Below are 18957 nucleotides of genomic sequence, written 5' to 3' on the forward strand. Positions count from 1 at the left end.
TTCTTGGCTGAAGATCATCCTCAGACTGGAATGCCCTTGAAAGAAGCGTTTTAAGTCCCAATGAAGACCCCTTGTTATGTAGAAATCCAATTGGCGACCCGTTTGATCCAGGGCTTGCGGATCCATAGGATCCAAAGACCTACAGTCGTCAGGATGGAACCAAATGCTGAGCCAGCAAGCACCAACGTTCGCTTTGGTGACGTAGCTGTTTCTGGCAAGGATGGCTCCACAGCTATTTGAATCAGTGGGAATGCTGCAAAGATATTGGCCTGGCCAAGATCCAGTTTGGCCAATGTGGATGCAAAGACAGCTTCTGCTATCTGTTCATTCCGCTTAAGGTTCTCCAAAGAAGACTGTTTCTGGGACATCAACCTGAGGCGCCCCTCCAAGGAGCTGATCTGTTGATCAAGCTTGCGAACCTGTGAGGCTGCACCTGAAGCATCTGACTGGTAGTTCACCAGGTTCTGGAAGAGTGAATCGCGGCCAGAACTGGCACCAGTCAACGCCAGCCTGGTGAGAGTCTGGGCCGATGGAGGGCGACCGAGCAACTCTTTGGCACGCTGATTCATTGCCTGTCTGGCGGCCTCTTGCCGCTTGATCTCTTTGAGAATACGAGGATTATTACGGCCGAATTTAGACAGTTGGACTTTGAGTATAGACGTTGCTTCGCTGTAGTCCTTCACATTCTGCTGGAAGATCTGATCAACCTGCAACTTGAACGCATCTGATGCCTCTGAAGGAGACAGCCCCAGGCTACGACTCAACTTCTGTAATCGACTCTCAGCCTGCGATTGCTGAGCAGCAAGCTCGGCTCTCTGTTTGCGTAGCTGTTCAATGTTAGCCGACAGGATTTCAACCTGTTCTATGGAAGTGAGGCCAGACTTGCGCTTGTATGCAGAAACTTGTTGTTGAGCAGTTTCAAGCTTCTGCTGCGTTTCCAGCAGAATCTCCTGTGCTGGACCTTGCCGTTGTTCGATCTCGCTGACACGCAGCTCATTGAGACGCTCTACCATGGCGTCATGCAAGGCATAGGCGCGCTTGCGGGCATCTATAGGAGATGGACCGGTGGTATCAATCTGCATCAACGTTGTATTATCAATGTTCTTAATGCGAGGTTTGGCGAAATCCGCTTTAGGGATATTGGCAATCTTGGCAGCCCGCGCGATGACTTGCTCGCTACCGAAGATGTATTCATAATTTGCACGAGGATCAAATGTAGCCAAGCCAAGGGATTCGTTTGATGCCGTGGCTTGACCAATCTCAGGCAGGCTTAAATTCACAGCGTTGGCGCTTCCAGGCAGAACCAAAGCCCAAGAGCTTGTATAGACAGGCTTCGCAAGTGCAAGATAAAGGATACTGGTGCCCCATATCAATCCATTCGTACAAGTGGATACGAATAGATAGCGACTCCAACGAAGCTTGTCGGTTCGACTCAGTTTTTTCCACCATCCCTTTGGATCAGGTGCCTTCAACCCAGGAATATTTCGAAACTGTTCGGCAAACAGTCGCGCCGCCTTTCCCAAGGGTTCTTGCACGGCCTGCACCTTAGGCCTGAGACGTCCGATGATCGGCGGAGAGTCTTTCACTAGATTCTACGGAATACTGCGATCATAAATCAAAACGGATGGATTCAGAAACTGAGTAAAGATGCTAAGAACAGCCTGGAAGTTGGTCATCTTCGAATCATAACAGGCAACTCCATCGTCTGCCATGAGATAGGGGTTGTTGGCGTTGTCTGTAGACGCGCGAAGAAGATCTTCTACTCCCCTCTCGTAGACGGTCGTCTTCCCCGAGGCCCTTTCTGTTCTCACCAGGATGGCTCGGCGTCGCGCATTGGTGACCATGGTTCCACCAGCACAGTTGGCCGAGACAACCGCATGGGACAAGCGAGATCCATAGGGAAAGTTCCTAGCCTGAGAGCCAATGCCAGCAACAGAGTTTCCAGCCGCAGGAACAGTAAGATTTGAGATGTTAATCTCAACTTCAGCGGGCGTAATCTGAGAAGGGCGAACGATTAGTGGATTAACGGTACCAGTGTCCGGAACAATGACTTGATCACCGGCAATGAGTGGAATGTCGTTAAAAGGTTCTCCCGTGAAAGCCCCGGACATGTCAATCACTTGCCTTTTTGAACCTCGTTTCACCTGTATCGCGGCGACATCGGCCGTGGGAGTAATGCCTCCTGCACGACGGAGTGCCGTTGTGAGCATACGATTGAGTGGAGCTTGCCCAGAAAGTTGAACAGGAGTCTGTGTCTGTTCAACGTCACTCAACTCGTTGATTAGTAACCGCCCAGGCTGAAAAGCAGATCCAATGACAAAGACCGGTACAGGTGCCCATTGGATGACACTCAGACTGACCCTGAGAAAAGATGGCTGGAAAAAGCCTTGTTGCACCAGGGCCTGATAGACACGCTTCTGAAGCTGTTCCGGCTCAAGACCCACAGCGTAGATTCCCTTGGAAAAGGGAATTTCAAGCTCTCCGTTCAGATTGATTTCAAAGATGCCACTGAATTCTTCCCCTTCAGGGATTGTCACCTTGACACGATCTCCTGGGGAGATCGGTAATGCCAAGGACGATCCTGCAGTGCCAACAAAGCAAGCGAGTCCAAGAAGCCAAAATAGAAGTTTCGACATCTGTGTCGATCTGGGGGAGTTCGCTTTTTGGCTTGCTCAGGCAATCTTAGCGTATCCGTAGACAGCGGGCTACCGGCTTTCAGCCTGGGCGAGACTGACGAATGATCACTCAATCGCCTGATGATTCCCGTCACCTGGAGGCAGGTCCGGTGCAACGTGTGTCTTTAATGCCCCTTGCTTGCCTATCCATCTTCGGCTATGTCGGTGTATCGCTCTGTTCCCGATCACCGAGGTTAGCCCTGCGCAGTCGATCAGTGGGTGCCGGCTAATCTGTTGAGCTACTGCAAGGCTCTTCCAAATGGTCGCTGCCGGCGCGGCGTGCTGTCTCCGCCAGTGTTGCGACTACTTGTCGCGAGGCTGAGGCTCGTGAGAACCGGTCGTCCCCCAGGAACCGGTACAGCCTGGGGCCTTGGCGCCGTCCTGGTCCACCAGGCCTTGTCAAGGAGCGCCGCCATGCCCCCACCGGTGAGCTGCGCACCACCTCAGACGTCGTTCCTACTGGTAGGGGGCCTGCTGGAGCATGCAGGCGGGAACTGGATCCATGACCCTCACTGCCGTTGGGATGCTCACGGCTGCTGGGGCATTGGAGCTGGGGAGAAGGCCACCCTGCCAAGTCTCCATCACAATACTGAGCTAAATTCGTGTGGCAAGGTCCCTGAAGGTACGATGGTTAACATTGTAATCGTGGCAACGGCTAACTATCTTTGGGGGGCAGCGGTCACCGTTCGTTCCGCTTTGGAAGCCTGTAGCACAACCCTAAATGTCTACGCCATTTGCGTCGATCTCTCACAGGACGATAAGCAGCAACTTTCCAATTCCTGGCAAGCTTCCAACCTCGGCACAATTAGCTTTATTGATTTCAATCTTGAGCGGGTCAATAGCTTCCGCAGCACTCTGCTTGTCAAGAGCAAATCTCCTTATGCGCGCTTCTTTATACCCGAGTATTTGGGGGGTGTATCTCGCTGCATCTATTTAGATACGGACTTAATCGTTTGCTCGGATCTAACTGAACTGCAGCTTCTGGATCTGCATGGCAAATCCAGTGCTTGTGTTATTGATGGTGGCATAGACACTCCACAGCAGCAGCAGCGACTTCGCGAAAAGCTGAAACTAGATAATCCTCGCCAGTACTTTAATTCAGGAGTGATTGTGATGGATCTGGATGCATGGAGGCATCATGAGATCCAATCGAAGGCTCTAGCGGTTGCACAGGAAAACCATGATTTGCTTGACCAAATGGATCAAGATGCTCTGAATATCGTCTTGGCAGGCGATTGGTTGGTGCTCGATCCGAAATGGAATACTTCCAAAGGCAGGGCTGAAGCTGGTTTTTCAGATGGCATTATTCATTTCTTAGGCAAAGTCAAGCCCTGGCACGCAGATTATGCCGCAAACTTTCAAGATCGATGGTTTGCACTGCTGGATCGAACCGCCTTTGCCGGTCAGCGTCCTGTTCAACTACTCGGTATAGCAGCCGCCTATCGCAAGTTTATCCGTACTGTTCCTACCTTGGAGATGGTGAAAGGTAAACTGCGGCGACTCATTCGGTCTACTTGAATCTATCATTGCCGCCAGGATAGAAGTGTTCTGCGCTGATGGCCTGGCTCACGCTGCCTGCCAGACCCGCTAAGTCGAGCAGCAGCCTGGGCATAGGGATCTGGACAAGCCATCTGATTGGTCGGCAGGTCTGGCTCAGGTCGTTGCAAAAGCCACCCGACCCACCCCGTGGTTACCTTCTGGCCTTAACTGATAGGATAAGAGCGAGGGGCTTGCTCCTGGTTCACTCTGGATACATGCGTAACGAGTTAGTCGTTTCTGCGCCGTTTCCATCACTGTTCTCCGCTTCTGCCCTCTCCCGTGCGCATTGGCCTGATCAACGCCTACAGCACCCTGAATCTGGGGGATGCAGCGATCTACAGCGCCTTTCGTCAGTTGCTGCCTGATGTGGAGCTGGTGGGCTGCGTTCAGGATGAACGGCCCGATGCCACCCTTGGGGTCACGTTCTTGTCCGAACGGCCCAGGAATTGCGACGCTTACGTGAGCGTGGGGGGGGACATCTTCAACAATTCCCGTGAATGGTTTGTCACCAAAGCCTTCCTCAAGAACCTGGCTGAACTGAGGCACAGTCCGAACCGCACCATCCTGTTCGGCCAGTCGATCCCTCGCTCCTGCCACGGCCTCAGCTTTCTCCTGTTGCAGCGCTATTTAAAGCGCCTGGCGGCTGTCTGTGTGCGGGATGCCGAAAGTCACCAGCGCCTCTGCGCCGCAGGGGTTCAAGCACGGTTGTCCTACGACATTGCCTTTGTGCTGGAGAGCTCCCCCCTGGCGGAGGCCACGGCGCGGCAATGCCTGGAGCGGCTAGGGATTGATCCATCCCAGGCAGCCGTGCTGTCTGTGCGTGGTTTCGACAGCATGTACGGTCACGACAATGAGGCCTTCGTTTCCAGAATGGCCCAGCTCAGCGTTGAACTCACCGGGGCCGGACTCAGGCCCGTCATTTTGATCCAATCGGGCGCCTATGGCTCCGATAATGATCTCGAAGTGGCCGCCGCCATCCAGGAACGGGCCCCCGGCACCGCCATCCTCAACCCGTTCGTCGCCGATCCAGCCGTGCCGAGTTGGCAGTTGGCCATGGCCCTGTTCGCTCTGGTCGACAGCGTGATTGCCGTACGTTTTCACACGGCCGTTCTTTCGCTGGCGGCCGGGCGGGTTCCGTACCATCTCCACTATTCCAACAAGGGCAGGGACCTCTGCCGGCGACTCGATCTACCCGGCTGTGATCTGGCCAGCCTGGTTCCTTCGTCGGCGCTGGAAGCGATTCTGGCCAGCCGCGGGCGCCGGTTCGATCATCAGCACGTGCGTGAACAGGTACGCCGCGATTTCCGGTGGTGCCTCGATCAACTCCCCGATGTGATCTGACGGTCGTCGTCTGGCCCCTTGGTTCCCTGAGCTAGATTCATCTATTCGGCCGTTCAACGATGTACGGGCTTGTCAACCGGGCCATTCAGCAGATGGTCACCACGCGCCATGGTGAGGAGGTGTGGCAGCGCATCAAGGAGCGGGCCGATCTCCAGGATCTGGATTTCTTTTCCACGTACCAGGCCTATCCCGACGACGTGACCCATCGGCTGGTGGCGGCGGCCACGGAGGAACTTGGCCTCACGGGTGATCAGATCATGCAGGCGTTTGGTGAGTACTGGATCACCTACACAGCCACGGAAGGTTACGAGCAGTTGCTCGAAAGCACAGGGGACACCCTGCCAGAATTCCTGGATCATCTCGATAATCTCCACGCCCGCGCCGCCCTGGCCTTTCCTGAGCTGCAGCCTCCCTCCTTCCGTTGCGAGCACAGTGCTGACGCCTCCATGCAACTGGAGTACCGTTCAAAGCGGCGTGGCCTTGCCCCCATGGTGACCGGCCTGCTTCATGGCCTGGGCAAGCGTTTTCGTACTCCACTGGCGGTCGATCAGATCGCCTCTCGCGACAGGGGCGATGCCACGGACCTGTTCCACGTTCGCCTTTCTCCGCCTTCTGAATCTGTCGCAGGTCGGCCGGATAACGGCATGACGAGCGAGTGAAGGTTCGTCGTTTCTGATGGTGCCTTCCGTGCCGTTACCTGACCACCTTCTTGATCCACTGTTCCCTTTCCATTTCGTCGTCGACCGTGAGCTACGTATCCAGTCCGTCGGCTCTGTTCTGCGTCGCATCCTTCCTGTCCCGGAGCTGCTGGGGCAGCCCCTCGATGAGCACTTCCTGCTGCTGCGACCGGATGTCCCCATGGACTTCGCCAGTCTGAGTGACTGCACAGACCGGCACGTGATTTTCAAGTCCGCCGCGATTCCATTGCAACTGAAGGGCCAGATCTGTTGCCTTGACGAAAGGGAACAACTGTTGTTTGTTGGTACGCCCTGTTTGCTGCAACTGGAGGACCTGAAGAAACTCAGTCTGAAGATCAATGACTTTCCTTTGCATGACTCCCTGGTTGACTTTCTTTTCCTGCTGCAGGCCAGGAATGTGGCGCTCACAGAAAGCCAGAAGCTCAATGAGATTCTGATCGCGCAGCGTGGGGAGTTGCGCGAGTCGACCCAGCGCCTGTCGACGCTCAATGCGGAGCTGGAGGCGGCCAAGCAGGCCGCTGAAGCCGCCAATGCCGCCAAGGATACGTTTCTGGCCACGATGAGCCATGAGATCAGAACTCCGATGAACGCCATCATCGGCATGGCCGGTTTACTTCAGGACTCCCAGCTGGAGCCCATGGAGCGGGAGTATGTCGAGATCATCAACAGCAGCACCGATTCCCTGCTGACGATCATCAATGACATTCTCGACTTCTCGAAGATCGAATCCGGTGCCATGCAGCTGGATGAGCAGCGCTTCAACCTCCGCATCTGCATCGAAGAGGCCCTTGATCTGAGCGTGTCCCGCCTCTTGGACAAGCCGCTGGAAATGATCCTCGACATCGAGCCCGGCCTGCCCACGGCCGTCATCGGCGACCTCACCCGTCTGCGCCAGATCCTCTGGAACCTGCTGAGCAATGCGGTCAAATTCACCCCCCAGGGCGAGATCGTCGTCACGGTGTCAGCGGAGCCCCAGGCCGCTGAGGCCGGCCAACCGATCCCGTGCCAGTTCACGTTTCAGATCCGCGACACCGGCATCGGCGTGTCCGACGTGCTGATTCCCCAGTTGTTCGAGCCCTTCCGCCAGGCCGATCCCTCCACCGCCCGGCGCTACGGCGGCACGGGCCTTGGTCTGGCGATCACACGGCGCCTGTGTGAGTTGATGGGGGGCTCGATCGACCTGGCCAGCCAGGAAGGCGTCGGCAGTGTCTTCACCTTCAACGTGCTGCTGCATCTTGATCCGGCCCCCCAGGCCAGCAACAGCCCGGAGCCCCTGGTGCCCCCGGCGTCCGCCATCCTGCTGCTGGTCGGCAATCCCACCCTGCGCGCCGTGCTCCAGAAGCAGCTGGGCTGGATGGGGCTGTCGGTGATCGCCCCCGATCTCTGCCAGATCCCCATGCGGATCTCCCAGTCCCAGATCGGCGACCTCGGCCATGGAGTGGTGGTCATCGATGGGCGGCTGCTGTGCTCCGAAGGGGAGGCAACCCCGTCAGCCTTTCTGCAGGACCCCTTTCTGCAGGACCCCTTGCTTCAGGTGCGCCCCTGGATCGTCCTGGCTGACAGGTGCAAGGTGTCAGACCTGGCAGCGCTGGTCAAGACGCCGGCTGTGATGCTCTCCAAGCCTGTGCGACTCGAACAGCTCCGCCTGGCCCTGATTCAGCAAGGGCAGAGCCCTTTGGAGCGGCGGCTGGCCGGGCCGCCAACGCTGACGCCCGAATCTGCCCCCCAGGGCGGCCCCCATCGCCTCGCCGACCGGCTGCCGCTGCGGCTGCTCGTCGTCGATGACATCCCCGTGAACCGCCAGTTGGCGCTTCAGTTGCTGCAGCGGCTGGGTTACCGGGCCGAGGCCGTGGCTTCGGGCTCTGAGGCGCTCGCGGCCGTGCAGGAGACCCCCTTCGACGTGCTGTTCATGGACGTGCAGATGCCGGAGCTTGATGGTTACGCGACCACACGGGCGATCCGGTGTCTGCCGGCTCCCTTCGTGCAGCCCTGGATCATTGCCATGACCGCCCATGGCCGTCCGGAGGATCGCCAGGCCTGCCTCCAGGCCGGCATGGACGACTTTCTGGCCAAGCCGATCGTGCCTGCCCAGCTCACCTACGCCCTGGAGCACTACCAGCCCCGCGACCAACCCCAAGCGCCAACGGCTGGAGGGGCCGACCCGATCGACGCGGCCGCCTGGGAGGAATTGGAGCAAGCCATGGGAGACGGGGCTGTGGCTGTGCTCCAGGAGCTCATCGACCTCTACCTCGAGGACGCGATGCGACTCGTTTCGTCGGTGGTGATGGCCCACCAGTACCACGATCCCCCGGCGATGATCGCCGCTGCCCATTCGCTGCGCTCCCCCAGTGCCAGCCTGGGGGCCCTGCGGTTGGCCACGCTGTGCGGCCAGGTTGAGGAGTCCCTGCGCTCCGATTCGGAGCTGTGGCCCCAGGTCAGAATCGATCAGCTGCTTGTCGAGGCTGGACGGGTGACCGAAGCTCTGCGCCAGCGGCGTCCGATGGACACCTGACGCCGATGGAAGGTTGTCCCGCCCCGATTTCGATCCTGCTGGTGGATGACGACCGCATCCATTCCCGCATCCTCGAGGTCCGTCTACGCGCCCAGGGCTACCAGGTTGTTGTGGCGGATTCGGGTGACAGTGCCGTGGTGAAGGCCCGTCTCTGCCCCCCCACGGTTGTCGTCTGCGACTGGTTGATGGACGGCATGAATGGGCTGGACGTCTGCCGGGCAATCAAGGCGGAACCGGACCTGGAATCGGCCCACTTCATCCTGCTGACCTCACGCTCCCGGGTGGAAGACCGGGTGGAGGGGCTCGACTGCGGCGCCGATGATTTCCTCAGCAAGCCGGTGGATCCGGAGGAGCTGCTGGCCCGTGTCCGCTCCGGCATCCGCCTGCACCAGGCCAATGAACGGCTGAAGCTCCTGGCGAGTGAGTTGCATCAGCAGAAGTTGCGGCTGGATCAGGAGCTGGAGGAGGCGGCCAGTTATGTGCGATCCCTGCTGCCTGAGCCCATCGCTGGTGCGGTGCGGGCGGACTCCCGTTTCGAGCCCTGCCATGAACTGGGTGGTGATTCGTTTGATTTCTTCTGGCTTGATGACGACCACTTCGTCCTCTACCTCGCCGATGGCTCCGGCCATGGCCTGGCGGCGGCCTTCCCCTCGATTTCCGTCCACAACCAGCTGCGCTCCCGCTCGCTGCCCGTTGATCTGCGTGATCCGGGCGCTGTGCTGCAGACCCTGAACTCCGGGTTTCCGATGGAGCGTCACCAGGGGCGGTATCTGACGCTTTGGTATGGGGTGTATCAGCCCTCCAGCCGAACCCTGAGTTTTGCCAGCGCGGGCCATCCCCCAGCCTTTCTCTGGAGCCGCACCAGTGCATTTCCCTGCCATTGGCTCAAAGGTCAGGGCATGGCCGTGGGCCTGTTCGACGACGCGACCTATGGCACCGAGAGCCTGGAGGTGGGCGAAGGGGCCTGTCTTCTCATCTACAGCGATGGCCTCTATGAAGTGCCGAGGCCCGGTGGCTTGATGGGCACACTGCCCGACTTCATGCAACTGGTGGAGCAGTGCCAAGACGTGCTCGCTGGTGACGATGGCCTGGATCGGTTGCTGTCCCAGATCCTCCACGTCTCGGACAATGCGCCATTCACCGATGACTACTCGCTGATCCGGGCGCTGCTGTCGTGATCGTTACGGGCCTTCTGGTTGTTCAGGTGTTGGTTGAGCCGCCCGATTGATCGGCAGCCAATGCGGCGATGCAGGCCTCACTGTTCGGAAACGTGGTGAACACTTTTTCGGTGCCGGTGAGGTCCAGAACGATGCGGACCTGGCTGCACAGGCCGCAAAGAAACAGTTGCTGACCTTGCTCCTTGACCCGTTTGAGCACGGAAACCAGAGCGCCGAATCCGCTGCTGTCCATGAAGTCGACGCCCTGGCAATCAATCAGGATGTCCCTGGGTTGCTCCGCCAGAACTGAACCGACAGACTGCCGCAACTCAGCGCCACTCTGGGCGTCGAGCAGGCCCATGGGTTTCAGGATGTACAGATTATCCACACATTGAAACGCAAATTGCTAAGAGTTTACCACTCATCGCCGAAAGCCCATTCGTCTGGGCCTGGGGACTTGAGACCCGCCCGCCGGCTGGTGGCGAGCGGGTGTGGGTCTGACCACAAGCCCCCATTCGACATAGGGGGTAGGAGGGAGCCAATGGAGCATAGCGCTACAGTTCGTAACCAGGTAGGCCGGTTCAGCCGCGAGGTTCATGGTCACGATTGAAGAGTTACGACGCCAATCTCTTCCCTTTGTCGCTGCCGACCAGGAAGGGTTGATTGTAGAGATCAACGATCTGTTTGAGACGACCTATGGATGGACATTGGACGATCTCAAGGGCCATTCTCTTTCCATGATTCTGCCGGCTGCTTATCAAGACGCCCACCATCTCGGCTTCTCCCGTTTCCAGATCGTTGGTGAATCGCAGATTCTCAACCATCCCCTGCAATTGATGACCATCTGTAAAGACAACCAGGCCATCAACTCGGAGCATTTCATTGTGGCCGAACGCCGTGGCGATAGCTGGGTGTTCGCGGCAACCCTGCGTCCGTTGACCTGAGGCGTGCATGCCGGACCAGACCCTTGTCGGCCAGCTTCGCAGCACTCTCGGGAGGCTGGAGGCGGCCCTGGGAGCCGTTGACGAGGCCCTTGCCTTCACCGATCTCAACGGAATCGTGGAATGGACGAATGCATCGTTTGATCGGTTCGTGGGTTTGTCCCGCTTGCAGAGCCTTGGCCAATGCCTGAGCCAGATCCTCCCGAGGCCCTATCTCCACGAGCTCAGCGACAGGCGATCAGGCCTGCCGTTCTGGAGCTCGGGATCAGAAGGATCCAGCACCTGGGAACTGCTGGGTGCGCCTCTCCGCCAGGTGATTGAGGTGTCCTGGGCGACTGTCGATCTCCCTGGTAAGCCGTCTTTGGTGTTCACCTTCAGGGACAAAAGCGCGATTGTTCAGGCCCAGGACAAGTTGATCGATGCCCGTGACCAGCTGGAGGACCAGGTGGTCGAGCGAACCCGCGCGTTGCAGCTGGCGCGCGATGAGGCCCTGGCAGCCAGCCAATCCAAAACCCGGTTTCTGGCCAACATGAGCCATGAAATCCGCACCCCATTGAACGCTGTGATCGGGATGACGGATGTGCTGCTCAGCAGCTCCATGGAGGGGCAGCAACGGGAGATGCTCGAAACGATTCATCAAAACGGCGAGTATCTGCTAAGCCTGATCAACGACATTCTGGACATCTCGCAGATTGAAACCGGGCGATTGGCACTCAATCCCAGAACCTTCGACCTTCATGGTTTACTCAATGACATCATTCATCTCTTTCAGTATCAAGCCTCTGTAAGACACCTCGGCTTGCACCTCAGCATGCCACCGGATACGCCGAGATGGCTCTTTGGTGATGATCTCAAGCTACGCCAGATTCTGTTCAACCTGCTGGGGAATGCTTGCAAGTACACCAATCAGGGGGAGATTCGCCTCAGCGTTGATACCTTGGCGGCCACGGCTAACGGGAGATCCTTCATGTTCCATGTTTCCGACACGGGTATTGGCATCTCCAGGGAGGCTCTACCGCTTATCTTTGAGGAGTTCATTGGCCATGCCAATCCCGCCCAGACGCAGCAAAGTGCCGGCCTCGGCCTCGCCATCTGTTCGAGATTGTGTCAATTGATGGGGGGAGATATATCCGTCGATTCGAGTCTCGGATCCGGCAGTTGCTTTACGGTCAGTCTGCCGTTCACGCTGGTTGCGCAGAAGCAGGGTGAGATTGTCAGGGACAATCCCGAGGAGAGCTTGGAGCCTGAAATCAGAATTCTCGTTGCTGATGATAACCGCGTCAACCGCAGGGTGCTTGAGCTGATGCTGGCCAGATTGCATCTAACCGCTGACGCGGTGGGAGACGGCAATGCGGCCATTCAGTTCGTCAGGAATGGGAGCGTGGATCTCATCTTCATGGATGTGGCCATGCCTGGTCTTGACGGTTTGGCCGCCTCACGCCAATTGCGCAGCGAAGGTTACTCTGATCTCTACATCATTGCCCTGACAGCCTATTCATTCGACACCCACCGGCAGGAGTGTGCAGCGGCTGGGATGAACGACTTTCTCTCCAAACCACTTCGATTGGCGGATCTTCGAGTGGCCTTGAGCAGGTATCGCGATTGGCGCCGAGCCACAGAGTCGGCTACGTCCGAATGATACTGAGTGATGCGATGAGGGGTGGCGTGAGCACCATTGATGGTCCATCGGGGTCAAGGTGCAGGTTTTCACGGCCTTCCATCCTGCTGGCTTTGGGCATTTTTTCCATTGCCACCTCTGCCCTGATTGTTACCTACTGGGTGGCTGAACGGACTCTCTTCAGGTCTGTCCAGCAGCGGCTGCTGGATCTGGCCATGGTCACGGCGGCGGAGATGAAGGGTGATCTGCACACCCAGATACGCCGTCCTGATCAGATGGGCAGCCAGCTCTATCGCCAGGCCTCCGAGCCTTTGATCAAGCTGAGGAGATCGGTGCCGGATATCTTTTACGCTTACACCCTGAGGGGTCGATCAAAGCCCTTGCAATTTGGTCTGGATAGCACGGTCTTCTTCAAGAATCCGGGAGACGACTCCAGCGTCGCCAGCGTTGGTCAGCTCTATGCAGATGCCCCGGCCGATGCCCTGATCGCAGCCCGGCTTGCCAAGCCCAGGGTCAGTTCCGTTCCCTACACCGATCAATGGGGCTCCTCCCTGTCGGCCTATGCCCCATTCCAGGACGGCGAGGGGACGGCCATTGTGGGTGTTGATCTCTCCCTGGCTAACCTCAATCAGCAACTGTTTCCCTTGCGCCTGAGCCTGGGTCTCTCTCTGGCAGGCAGTGCCCTGCTTTCGGCCTTTGCCGGCTTCCTGCACTGCCGTTACCTGCGATCCACGGCTTCGGCCCTGGAATCCAGCCTGGAAGCGGCTGATCTGGCCCGTCAAGTGGCGGCTGAAGCACAACAGGCCAACCTCGCTAAGAGCACCTTCCTGGCCACCATGGGTCATGAGCTGCGAACGCCACTGAATGGAGTGATTGGCCTCACCAACATTCTGCTCAGCACTGGCCTGACCCCCCACCAACAATCCTGTCTGCAGACGGTAAGGAACTCTGGGGAATCCCTGCTGCTGTTGCTCAACCAACTGCTCGACGTCTCAGCGATCGACAGCGGCCATCTGGTGATCGACTCCGCTCCCTGCCAGCTTCGGCCTCTGTTCGCCGAGGTGATGGCCTTGTTCGCCGAACAAGCGCAGACCAAAGGGCTGGTGTTAACCCTCTCCCTCGACCCTGCCCTCCCCGATGTCGTGCTGTCAGATCCTCTCCACCTGCGTCAGATCGTGGTGAATCTGGTCAGTAATGCGATCAAGTACACAGTGAGCGGAGAGGTGTCCATCACCGTTTCATCTCAGGCTTTCCAGCCCGATGGCTGGGTTCCGTTGGTCTTCCGCGTCCGTGACACCGGGCCCGGAATCTCCGACTCCGCCCAAGAGTCCTTGTTCCAGCCTTTTTCGCAGGCTGATTCCACCACCACCCGCGTCCATGGCGGCGCAGGGTTGGGATTGGCCATCTGCCATCACCTTGTCGTCGCCATGGGCGGTGCGATTGAGGTGGAGAGCGAACAGGGTCAGGGCAGCCTTTTCACGGTGATCCTGCCGGTGGCGATCCCTGAATCACCTGCAGCGCCAGAAGTACAGACAACAACCAGCTTCGCCGAAGACCACCCGCTACGGATTCTTCTGGCGGAAGACAATGTCGTCAATGCCCGTGTCTGCGAATTGATGCTCCAGCGTCTCGGCTACGGCGTCAGCGTGGCGCGCGATGGGGAAGAGGCCCTGAGCCAGTATCGCCAGCTGGATCCGGACATCATCCTGATGGATCTGCGCATGCCCAAGGTGGATGGCTTTGAGGCCACCCGCAGAATTCGTGAGCAGGCCGGCAACACAGTGCGGCCCTGGATCGTCGCGGTCACCGCCAACATTCGTTACTGCGACCGTGACGAGGCCCTGGCCAGCGGCATGAATGATTTCATTGGTAAGCCCATCAGGGTCGAGTCCCTGCAAGCCGCCCTGTCCCGGGCCCACGCGGCTGTACTGGCCCCGTGAGTGTGGCTCGGTTCAGCCAGGCAGGCTTGTTCCGGACAGCCTGGCCTGCTTCAGGGCCGCTTCAGCCCGTTGGAACAGGTCCTTGAAGCTGGTGTCGTCGCTGCTGGCGCAAGCCGTGCCCAGGCTGACGGGCAGAGGATGGCGGACTCCCCCCACCAGCCAGCCCTGGAGAGCCAGGCCGGAACGGAAGCCCTCCGCCTGGGCTACCGCCTCCTGCCCCACCAAGCCTGTCTGCAACACGGCGAACTCGTCATCACTCACACGCCCGTAGAGGGCGCTCTCCCCAAAGTCCGATTGCAGTTGTCTGGCCAGCTCCTGAAGTAACCGATCGCCCTGTTGTTGGCCGAATCGTGTGCAGAAATCATGGAAGTCATCCAGACCGAAGATCATCAGGGTCAACGGTTCTCCGTTCTCCCTTTGCCGCCGGAACTCGTTCAGACCTGCATCGAAGAAGGGCCTTCGGTTCTTGAGGCCCGTGAGGGAGCAGAGGTAACTGTTGCGCCGCGATTCCATGTGCAGGATCACCATCCCAGCAAGGTCCTGCAGCAGTTGTTGTTCGTTGCCGGCGAGTTGCCTCGGCTGGGGGCTGATCACGCACAGGGTTCCGAGGTTGAAGCCGGAGTGGGTCCGCAACGGCACCCCGGCATAGAAGCGGATGTTGGGATTCCCCGTCACCAGGGGATTGTCCTTGAAACGCTCGTCCGCACTGGCGTCATTGACGACCAGGACGTCATTGCCGCAGATGGCGTGGGCACAGAAGGCCACATCCCTGGGCGTTTCACTCGCCTCCAGACCCACCCGGGAGAGAAACCACTGCCGCTGGCGATCGACCAGGGAAATCAGGGCCGTCGGCACGCCCAGCATCTGGCTGGCCAGGCGTGTGATGCGATTGAAGTCCTCATCGGACTCCGCATCCAGAATGTGTTGCTCGTCCAGAGCCGCCTGGCGCTCAGCCTCGTTGTCCGGTATGGGGTAGGCGGTCATCGCGGGGAGCAGGACGCAGGGGGGACCGGGACGCCGCCGTTCGGCCGTATATCCCACAACTTGCAGTATGTCCTTTCCTGGTGAGGTCCCCTCCCGGGCTGGTCGCGCGGCGCTTCAGGGAAGCCACGGCGCGTCGCTGAAATCCGGCTCGCGCTTTTCAAGAAAGGCGTTGCGTCCTTCCTGCCCTTCTTCCGTGCGATAAAAAAGATGGGTGGCCTGGCCCGCCAGCTCCTGAATGCCGGCCATGCCGTCGGTTTCGGCATTGAAGGCTGCCTTGAGGCAGCGAATCGCAGTAGGGCTGTGCTGCAGGATCTCCAGGCCCCAGCGCACTCCTTCCGCCTCCAGCTCCTCCAACGGCACCACCGCATTGACGAGCCCCATGGCCAGGGCCTGGCTGGCGTCGTAGCGGCGGCAGAGAAACCAGATTTCGCGTGCCTTGCGCTGCCCCACCACGCGGGCGAGGTAGCCGGCGCCGAAGCCGCCATCGAAGCTGCCCACCCGTGGGCCCGTCTGGCCGAACACCGCGTTCTCCGCCGCCAGGCTCAGATCACAGAGCAGGTGAAGCACCTGCCCGCCACCGATCGCATAGCCCGCCACCAGGGCGATCACCACCTTGGGCAGCGAACGGATCAGCCGCTGCAGGTCGAGTACATTCAGCCGCGGCAGGCCGCTGGCATCGAGGTAGCCGCCATCGCCGCGCACGCTCTGGTCGCCACCGGAGCAGAATGCATAGCCGCCATCGGCGGCCGGCCCGACACCGGTGAACAGCACCACGCCGATGCTGGGATCGTCGCGTACGCGCGAAAAGGCATCGCACAGCTCCTGCACCGTGAGCGGGCGAAAAGCATTGCGCTTGGCCGGCCGGTTGATCGCAATGCGGGCCATCCCCTGCGCGCAGGTGTCGAAGCGGATGTCGGTGTAGGTGGCGGCCGGCGTCCAGAGCACCGGTGCTGTGCAGGGCAGCACGGGATCTGCCGGCGCGGGCTGGGAGGGAGGTGCGGCGGAATCGGGGCGCATCAGGCCTGACAACGGCAGCGGCTTCGGCTCATTCTGCGGAGCCGTGGGCCGGCTCAGGCTGGGGAGCCAGGCGCCAGCGCGGCCCGCAGCTGCTGGCGCAGGTGGGCATCCGCCTGGCGATCGGTGCGCAGCTCCAGCAGGGCCAGGGGCTGGGGCAGCGCCCAGGCCAGTGCCTCCTCCAGCTCCTCCAGCTGAGCCACGCGCCGCACGGGCACGCCATGCAACACCGCCAGGGCGGCCTGATCGAGGCTCTGCGGCATGGCGAACAGGCGCTCAAAATCGAAGGGCGCGGCAACCTCCGGCGGAACGGGCGAGGCGCCGGTGGAGCGGATTGGCAGCTGCTCGAAAATGCCACCACCGCCGTTGTCGATCAGCACCACAGTGAGGCGCCCGCGCAGCTGCTGGCGCCAGAGCCAGCCGTTGCTGTCGTGCAGGAGGGCGAGGTCACCGCAGAGCAGCAGCAGGGATCCGGCGCTTTCCGCCAGGCCGGCCGCCAGCGAGAGGGTGCCATCGATGCCGGAGGCACCACGGAAGCCGAACAGTGGCCGAGGGGCGCCCGCCTGGGCTGCAAAGCTTTCCCAGTCGCGCACGGGACTGCTGCTGGCCAGCATCACCGGCAGCTGCGGCGGCAACAGCAGGCTCAGGGCCCGGGCGATGGCGGGTTCATTGGCAGCACCCGTGGCCGGCAGGGCCTGACTGAGCCCGGCCTGCACCGTGTGCTCCAGCTCCATCCAGCGCCGTTTCCAGGCGCGGTTGGCCGCCGGCGGCTCCCCCGCCCAGAGCGCCGCAGGCAGCGCCCGGCACCAGGCCGCCAGCCCATGGCCGAAGCGGTGGCTGGCAGTGCCGAGCGGATCGAGATCGCGCGGGTCGCCCTCGCTGATCACCAGCTGGCAACCGCACTGGCGCCCGATCCAGTGCTGCAGCCGGCGGCTGGCGGGCAGGGGCCCGAGCCGCAGCAACTGGGACACCTGCAACTGCTCCGTGGGCTCCTCCAGCAGCAGGTCGTAGCCCGCCACCAGCTCCAGCAGCGGCTGACCCCGCAGGCCCGAAAGGCCATCAGCGAGCAGGGGCCAGCCGCTGCGCCGCTGCCAGCGTTGCAGGGCCTGCAGGTGGGCCGGCCACTGGTCTGGGGCACCGCGCCAGGGCCCGGCCACGATCACGCCGGGCTGATCGGGATCCAGCAGCGGCAAGGCTTCCGAGGTCACGGACGGCTCCGGCTGAACCCCCACCCCCCTGTCGCTGGGCTTACGGGCCATCAGCGCCGCGATGGCGGCGGCCGAGGGATGGAGCGGCTCCTCGAAGGCCAGGTTGAGGTGCACAGGGCCGGCCGGGTGGCCGATGGCCTCCTGCCAGGCCCGCTGCGCGAGCGCCTGCAGGCTGGCGGGCATCATCACGGCCAGTCCCTCGGCAGCGCCAGCACCGGCCCAGCGGCAGCTGCAGCGCAGAAAGTCCTCCTGGTTCACCGTCTGGTTGGCGCCGCGCCCCTTCAGCCGCTGGGGCCGGTCGGCGCTGAGCAGCAGCAGCGGAATCGCGCCATGGTCTGCTTCCACCGCCGCCGGCAGCAGGTTGGCCACCGCCGTGCCGGACGTGGTGATCACCGCCGCCGGCAGGCCATCGGCGCGGCTCAGCCCCAGCGCGAAGAACGCAGCGGAGCGCTCGTCGATCGCCGTGTAAAGCCGCAGGTCTCCGCCTTCGGCCTCCAGCAGGCCGGCCGCAATCGCCAGCGGCGCCGAGCGGCTGCCGGGGCAGAGCACGAGCCGCCGCAGCCCCAGGTGCCGGAAGGCCAGCAGCAGCGCATGAGCCGCGCCCAGATTGGCCGCCGCGTGAGCGTCTTTGCACGCTGGGGCTTGGCTGCCGAGGCCGTCGTCGCCGCTCACCGGGGCTCATGACTGTTCAGGATGGCCTGATCATGCCCACGACTGGAGCCCCCCCGACATGAGCGTCACTCCCACCGGCGGCAGCTCTCCGGCCGGAGGCCGCGCCGGGCTGCTGCGCCAGGTCGGCCTGTTGCTGCTGTGGGTGGGCGTGGCGCTGCTGCTGCGCTGGGCGGTGATCGAACCCCGCTGGATCCCCTCCGGCTCCATGTTGCCCACCCTTCAGCTCAACGACCGGGTGCTGGTGGAGAAACTGCGGGCTCGCCTGCACCGGCCCCTGCCGGTGGGCACGATCGTGGTGTTCCACCCTCCCGACGCCTTGCTGGCGGCCGGCTACGACCCCGATGCCGCCCTGATCAAGCGGGTGGTGGGAGCGGCGGGGGATCGGATCGCCGTCCATGACGGCCAGCTGATCCGCAACGGCCAGCCGGTGCCGGAGCCGTGGCGGGCCGAGCCGATCGCCTACGAGCTGGCGCCGCTCGCCGTGCCGCCTGATTGTCTGCTGGTCATGGGCGACAACCGCAATGCCAGCTTCGATTCGCACCTCTGGGGCCCCCTGCCGGCCGACCATGTGATCGGCACTGCCGTGTTTCGCTACTGGCCCTGGCACGCGCTAGGGCCGATTCGGTTCTCCCCCTCTGCGGCGGTGGGTTGACCCGGA

General features: G+C 60.8%; 15 protein-coding genes and 1 pseudogene. 10 read left to right on the forward strand and 6 right to left on the reverse strand.

Translation table 11 applies throughout. The annotated features are described in order from the left end of the window. Nucleotides 1–74 precede the first annotated feature (74 nt). A complete protein-coding gene (locus ACXMDP_RS10565) occupies nt 75–1523 on the reverse strand; it encodes a GumC family protein (RefSeq protein ID WP_457766857.1) in 1449 nt (482 codons plus the stop codon). Between the two features lie 69 nt (nt 1524–1592). Continuing rightward, complete coding sequence (locus ACXMDP_RS10570) at nt 1593–2636, reverse strand: polysaccharide biosynthesis/export family protein (RefSeq protein WP_259730326.1); 1044 nt, start codon at nt 2634–2636, stop codon at nt 1593–1595. 453 nt (nt 2637–3089) lie between these two features. On the opposite strand from ACXMDP_RS10570, the gene ACXMDP_RS10575 reads away from it, so the two are divergent. From ACXMDP_RS10575 to ACXMDP_RS10600, 6 genes and pseudogenes are all read left to right on the forward strand, one after another. Beyond that, nucleotides 3090–4193: a glycosyltransferase family 8 protein gene (locus ACXMDP_RS10575; RefSeq protein ID WP_457766858.1), complete on the forward strand. Its 1104-nt coding sequence runs from the start codon at nt 3090–3092 to the stop codon at nt 4191–4193. Nucleotides 4194–4493: 300 nt separating this feature from the next. Then, entirely contained in the window at nt 4494–5555 is a 1062-nt protein-coding gene (locus tag ACXMDP_RS10580) for a polysaccharide pyruvyl transferase family protein (RefSeq protein WP_259730324.1), read from the forward strand. A gap of 119 nt (nt 5556–5674) precedes the next feature. Next, entirely contained in the window at nt 5675–6214 is a 540-nt protein-coding gene (locus tag ACXMDP_RS10585; protein ID WP_457766859.1) for a heme NO-binding domain-containing protein, read from the forward strand. A gap of 16 nt (nt 6215–6230) precedes the next feature. Then, nucleotides 6231–6671, forward strand: a pseudogene (locus tag ACXMDP_RS10590) (hypothetical protein); the annotation flags it as partial. Nucleotides 6672–6836: 165 nt separating this feature from the next. Then, entirely contained in the window at nt 6837–8765 is a 1929-nt protein-coding gene (locus ACXMDP_RS10595) for an ATP-binding protein (RefSeq protein WP_259730321.1), read from the forward strand. Between the two features lie 5 nt (nt 8766–8770). After that, entirely contained in the window at nt 8771–9943 is a 1173-nt protein-coding gene (locus ACXMDP_RS10600) for a PP2C family protein-serine/threonine phosphatase (protein WP_259730320.1), read from the forward strand. Between the two features lie 22 nt (nt 9944–9965). Here ACXMDP_RS10600 and ACXMDP_RS10605 read toward each other — a convergent pair whose 3' ends face one another. After that, a complete protein-coding gene (locus ACXMDP_RS10605) occupies nt 9966–10283 on the reverse strand; it encodes an STAS domain-containing protein (RefSeq protein ID WP_457766860.1) in 318 nt (105 codons plus the stop codon). 235 nt (nt 10284–10518) lie between these two features. Here ACXMDP_RS10605 and ACXMDP_RS10610 point away from each other — a divergent pair, with 235 nt between their 5' ends. The 3 genes from ACXMDP_RS10610 (at nt 10519) to ACXMDP_RS10620 (ending at nt 14421) form a co-directional block, all read left to right on the forward strand. After that, complete coding sequence (locus ACXMDP_RS10610) at nt 10519–10866, forward strand: PAS domain S-box protein (RefSeq protein WP_255139779.1); 348 nt, start codon at nt 10519–10521, stop codon at nt 10864–10866. Nucleotides 10867–10873: 7 nt separating this feature from the next. Beyond that, the gene (locus ACXMDP_RS10615) at nt 10874–12502 is read left to right on the forward strand and encodes an ATP-binding protein (RefSeq protein ID WP_259730318.1); all 1629 of its coding nucleotides are present in this window, start codon (nt 10874–10876) and stop codon (nt 12500–12502) included. A gap of 140 nt (nt 12503–12642) precedes the next feature. Next, nucleotides 12643–14421: an ATP-binding protein gene (locus tag ACXMDP_RS10620; RefSeq protein ID WP_259730317.1), complete on the forward strand. Its 1779-nt coding sequence runs from the start codon at nt 12643–12645 to the stop codon at nt 14419–14421. A 12-nt stretch (nt 14422–14433) separates the two neighbouring features. Here the strand turns inward: ACXMDP_RS10620 and ACXMDP_RS10625 are convergent, their stop codons facing one another. The 3 genes from ACXMDP_RS10625 to menD all read right to left on the reverse strand — a co-directional run bounded on the left by ACXMDP_RS10625 (nt 14434) and on the right by menD (nt 18299). Continuing rightward, nucleotides 14434–15405, reverse strand: coding sequence for a sensor domain-containing diguanylate cyclase (locus tag ACXMDP_RS10625; protein ID WP_259730316.1), 972 nt, complete (start codon nt 15403–15405; stop codon nt 14434–14436). A gap of 114 nt (nt 15406–15519) precedes the next feature. Beyond that, nucleotides 15520–16422, reverse strand: coding sequence for a 1,4-dihydroxy-2-naphthoyl-CoA synthase (gene menB, locus ACXMDP_RS10630; RefSeq protein WP_259730315.1), 903 nt, complete (start codon nt 16420–16422; stop codon nt 15520–15522). Between the two features lie 53 nt (nt 16423–16475). Then, nucleotides 16476–18299 carry a 2-succinyl-5-enolpyruvyl-6-hydroxy-3-cyclohexene-1-carboxylic-acid synthase gene (gene menD / locus ACXMDP_RS10635; RefSeq protein WP_259730314.1) on the reverse strand — a complete coding sequence of 608 codons (1824 nt, stop codon included), beginning with the start codon at nt 18297–18299 and terminating at the stop codon, nt 16476–16478. Between the two features lie 58 nt (nt 18300–18357). On the opposite strand from menD, the gene lepB reads away from it, so the two are divergent. Further along, nucleotides 18358–18951 (forward strand): signal peptidase I, encoded by a 594-nt coding sequence (gene lepB / locus ACXMDP_RS10640; RefSeq protein WP_259730313.1) that lies wholly within the window; start codon nt 18358–18360, stop codon nt 18949–18951. Nucleotides 18952–18957 lie beyond the last annotated feature (6 nt).

The organism is Cyanobium sp. ULC065 (assembly GCF_977927515.1).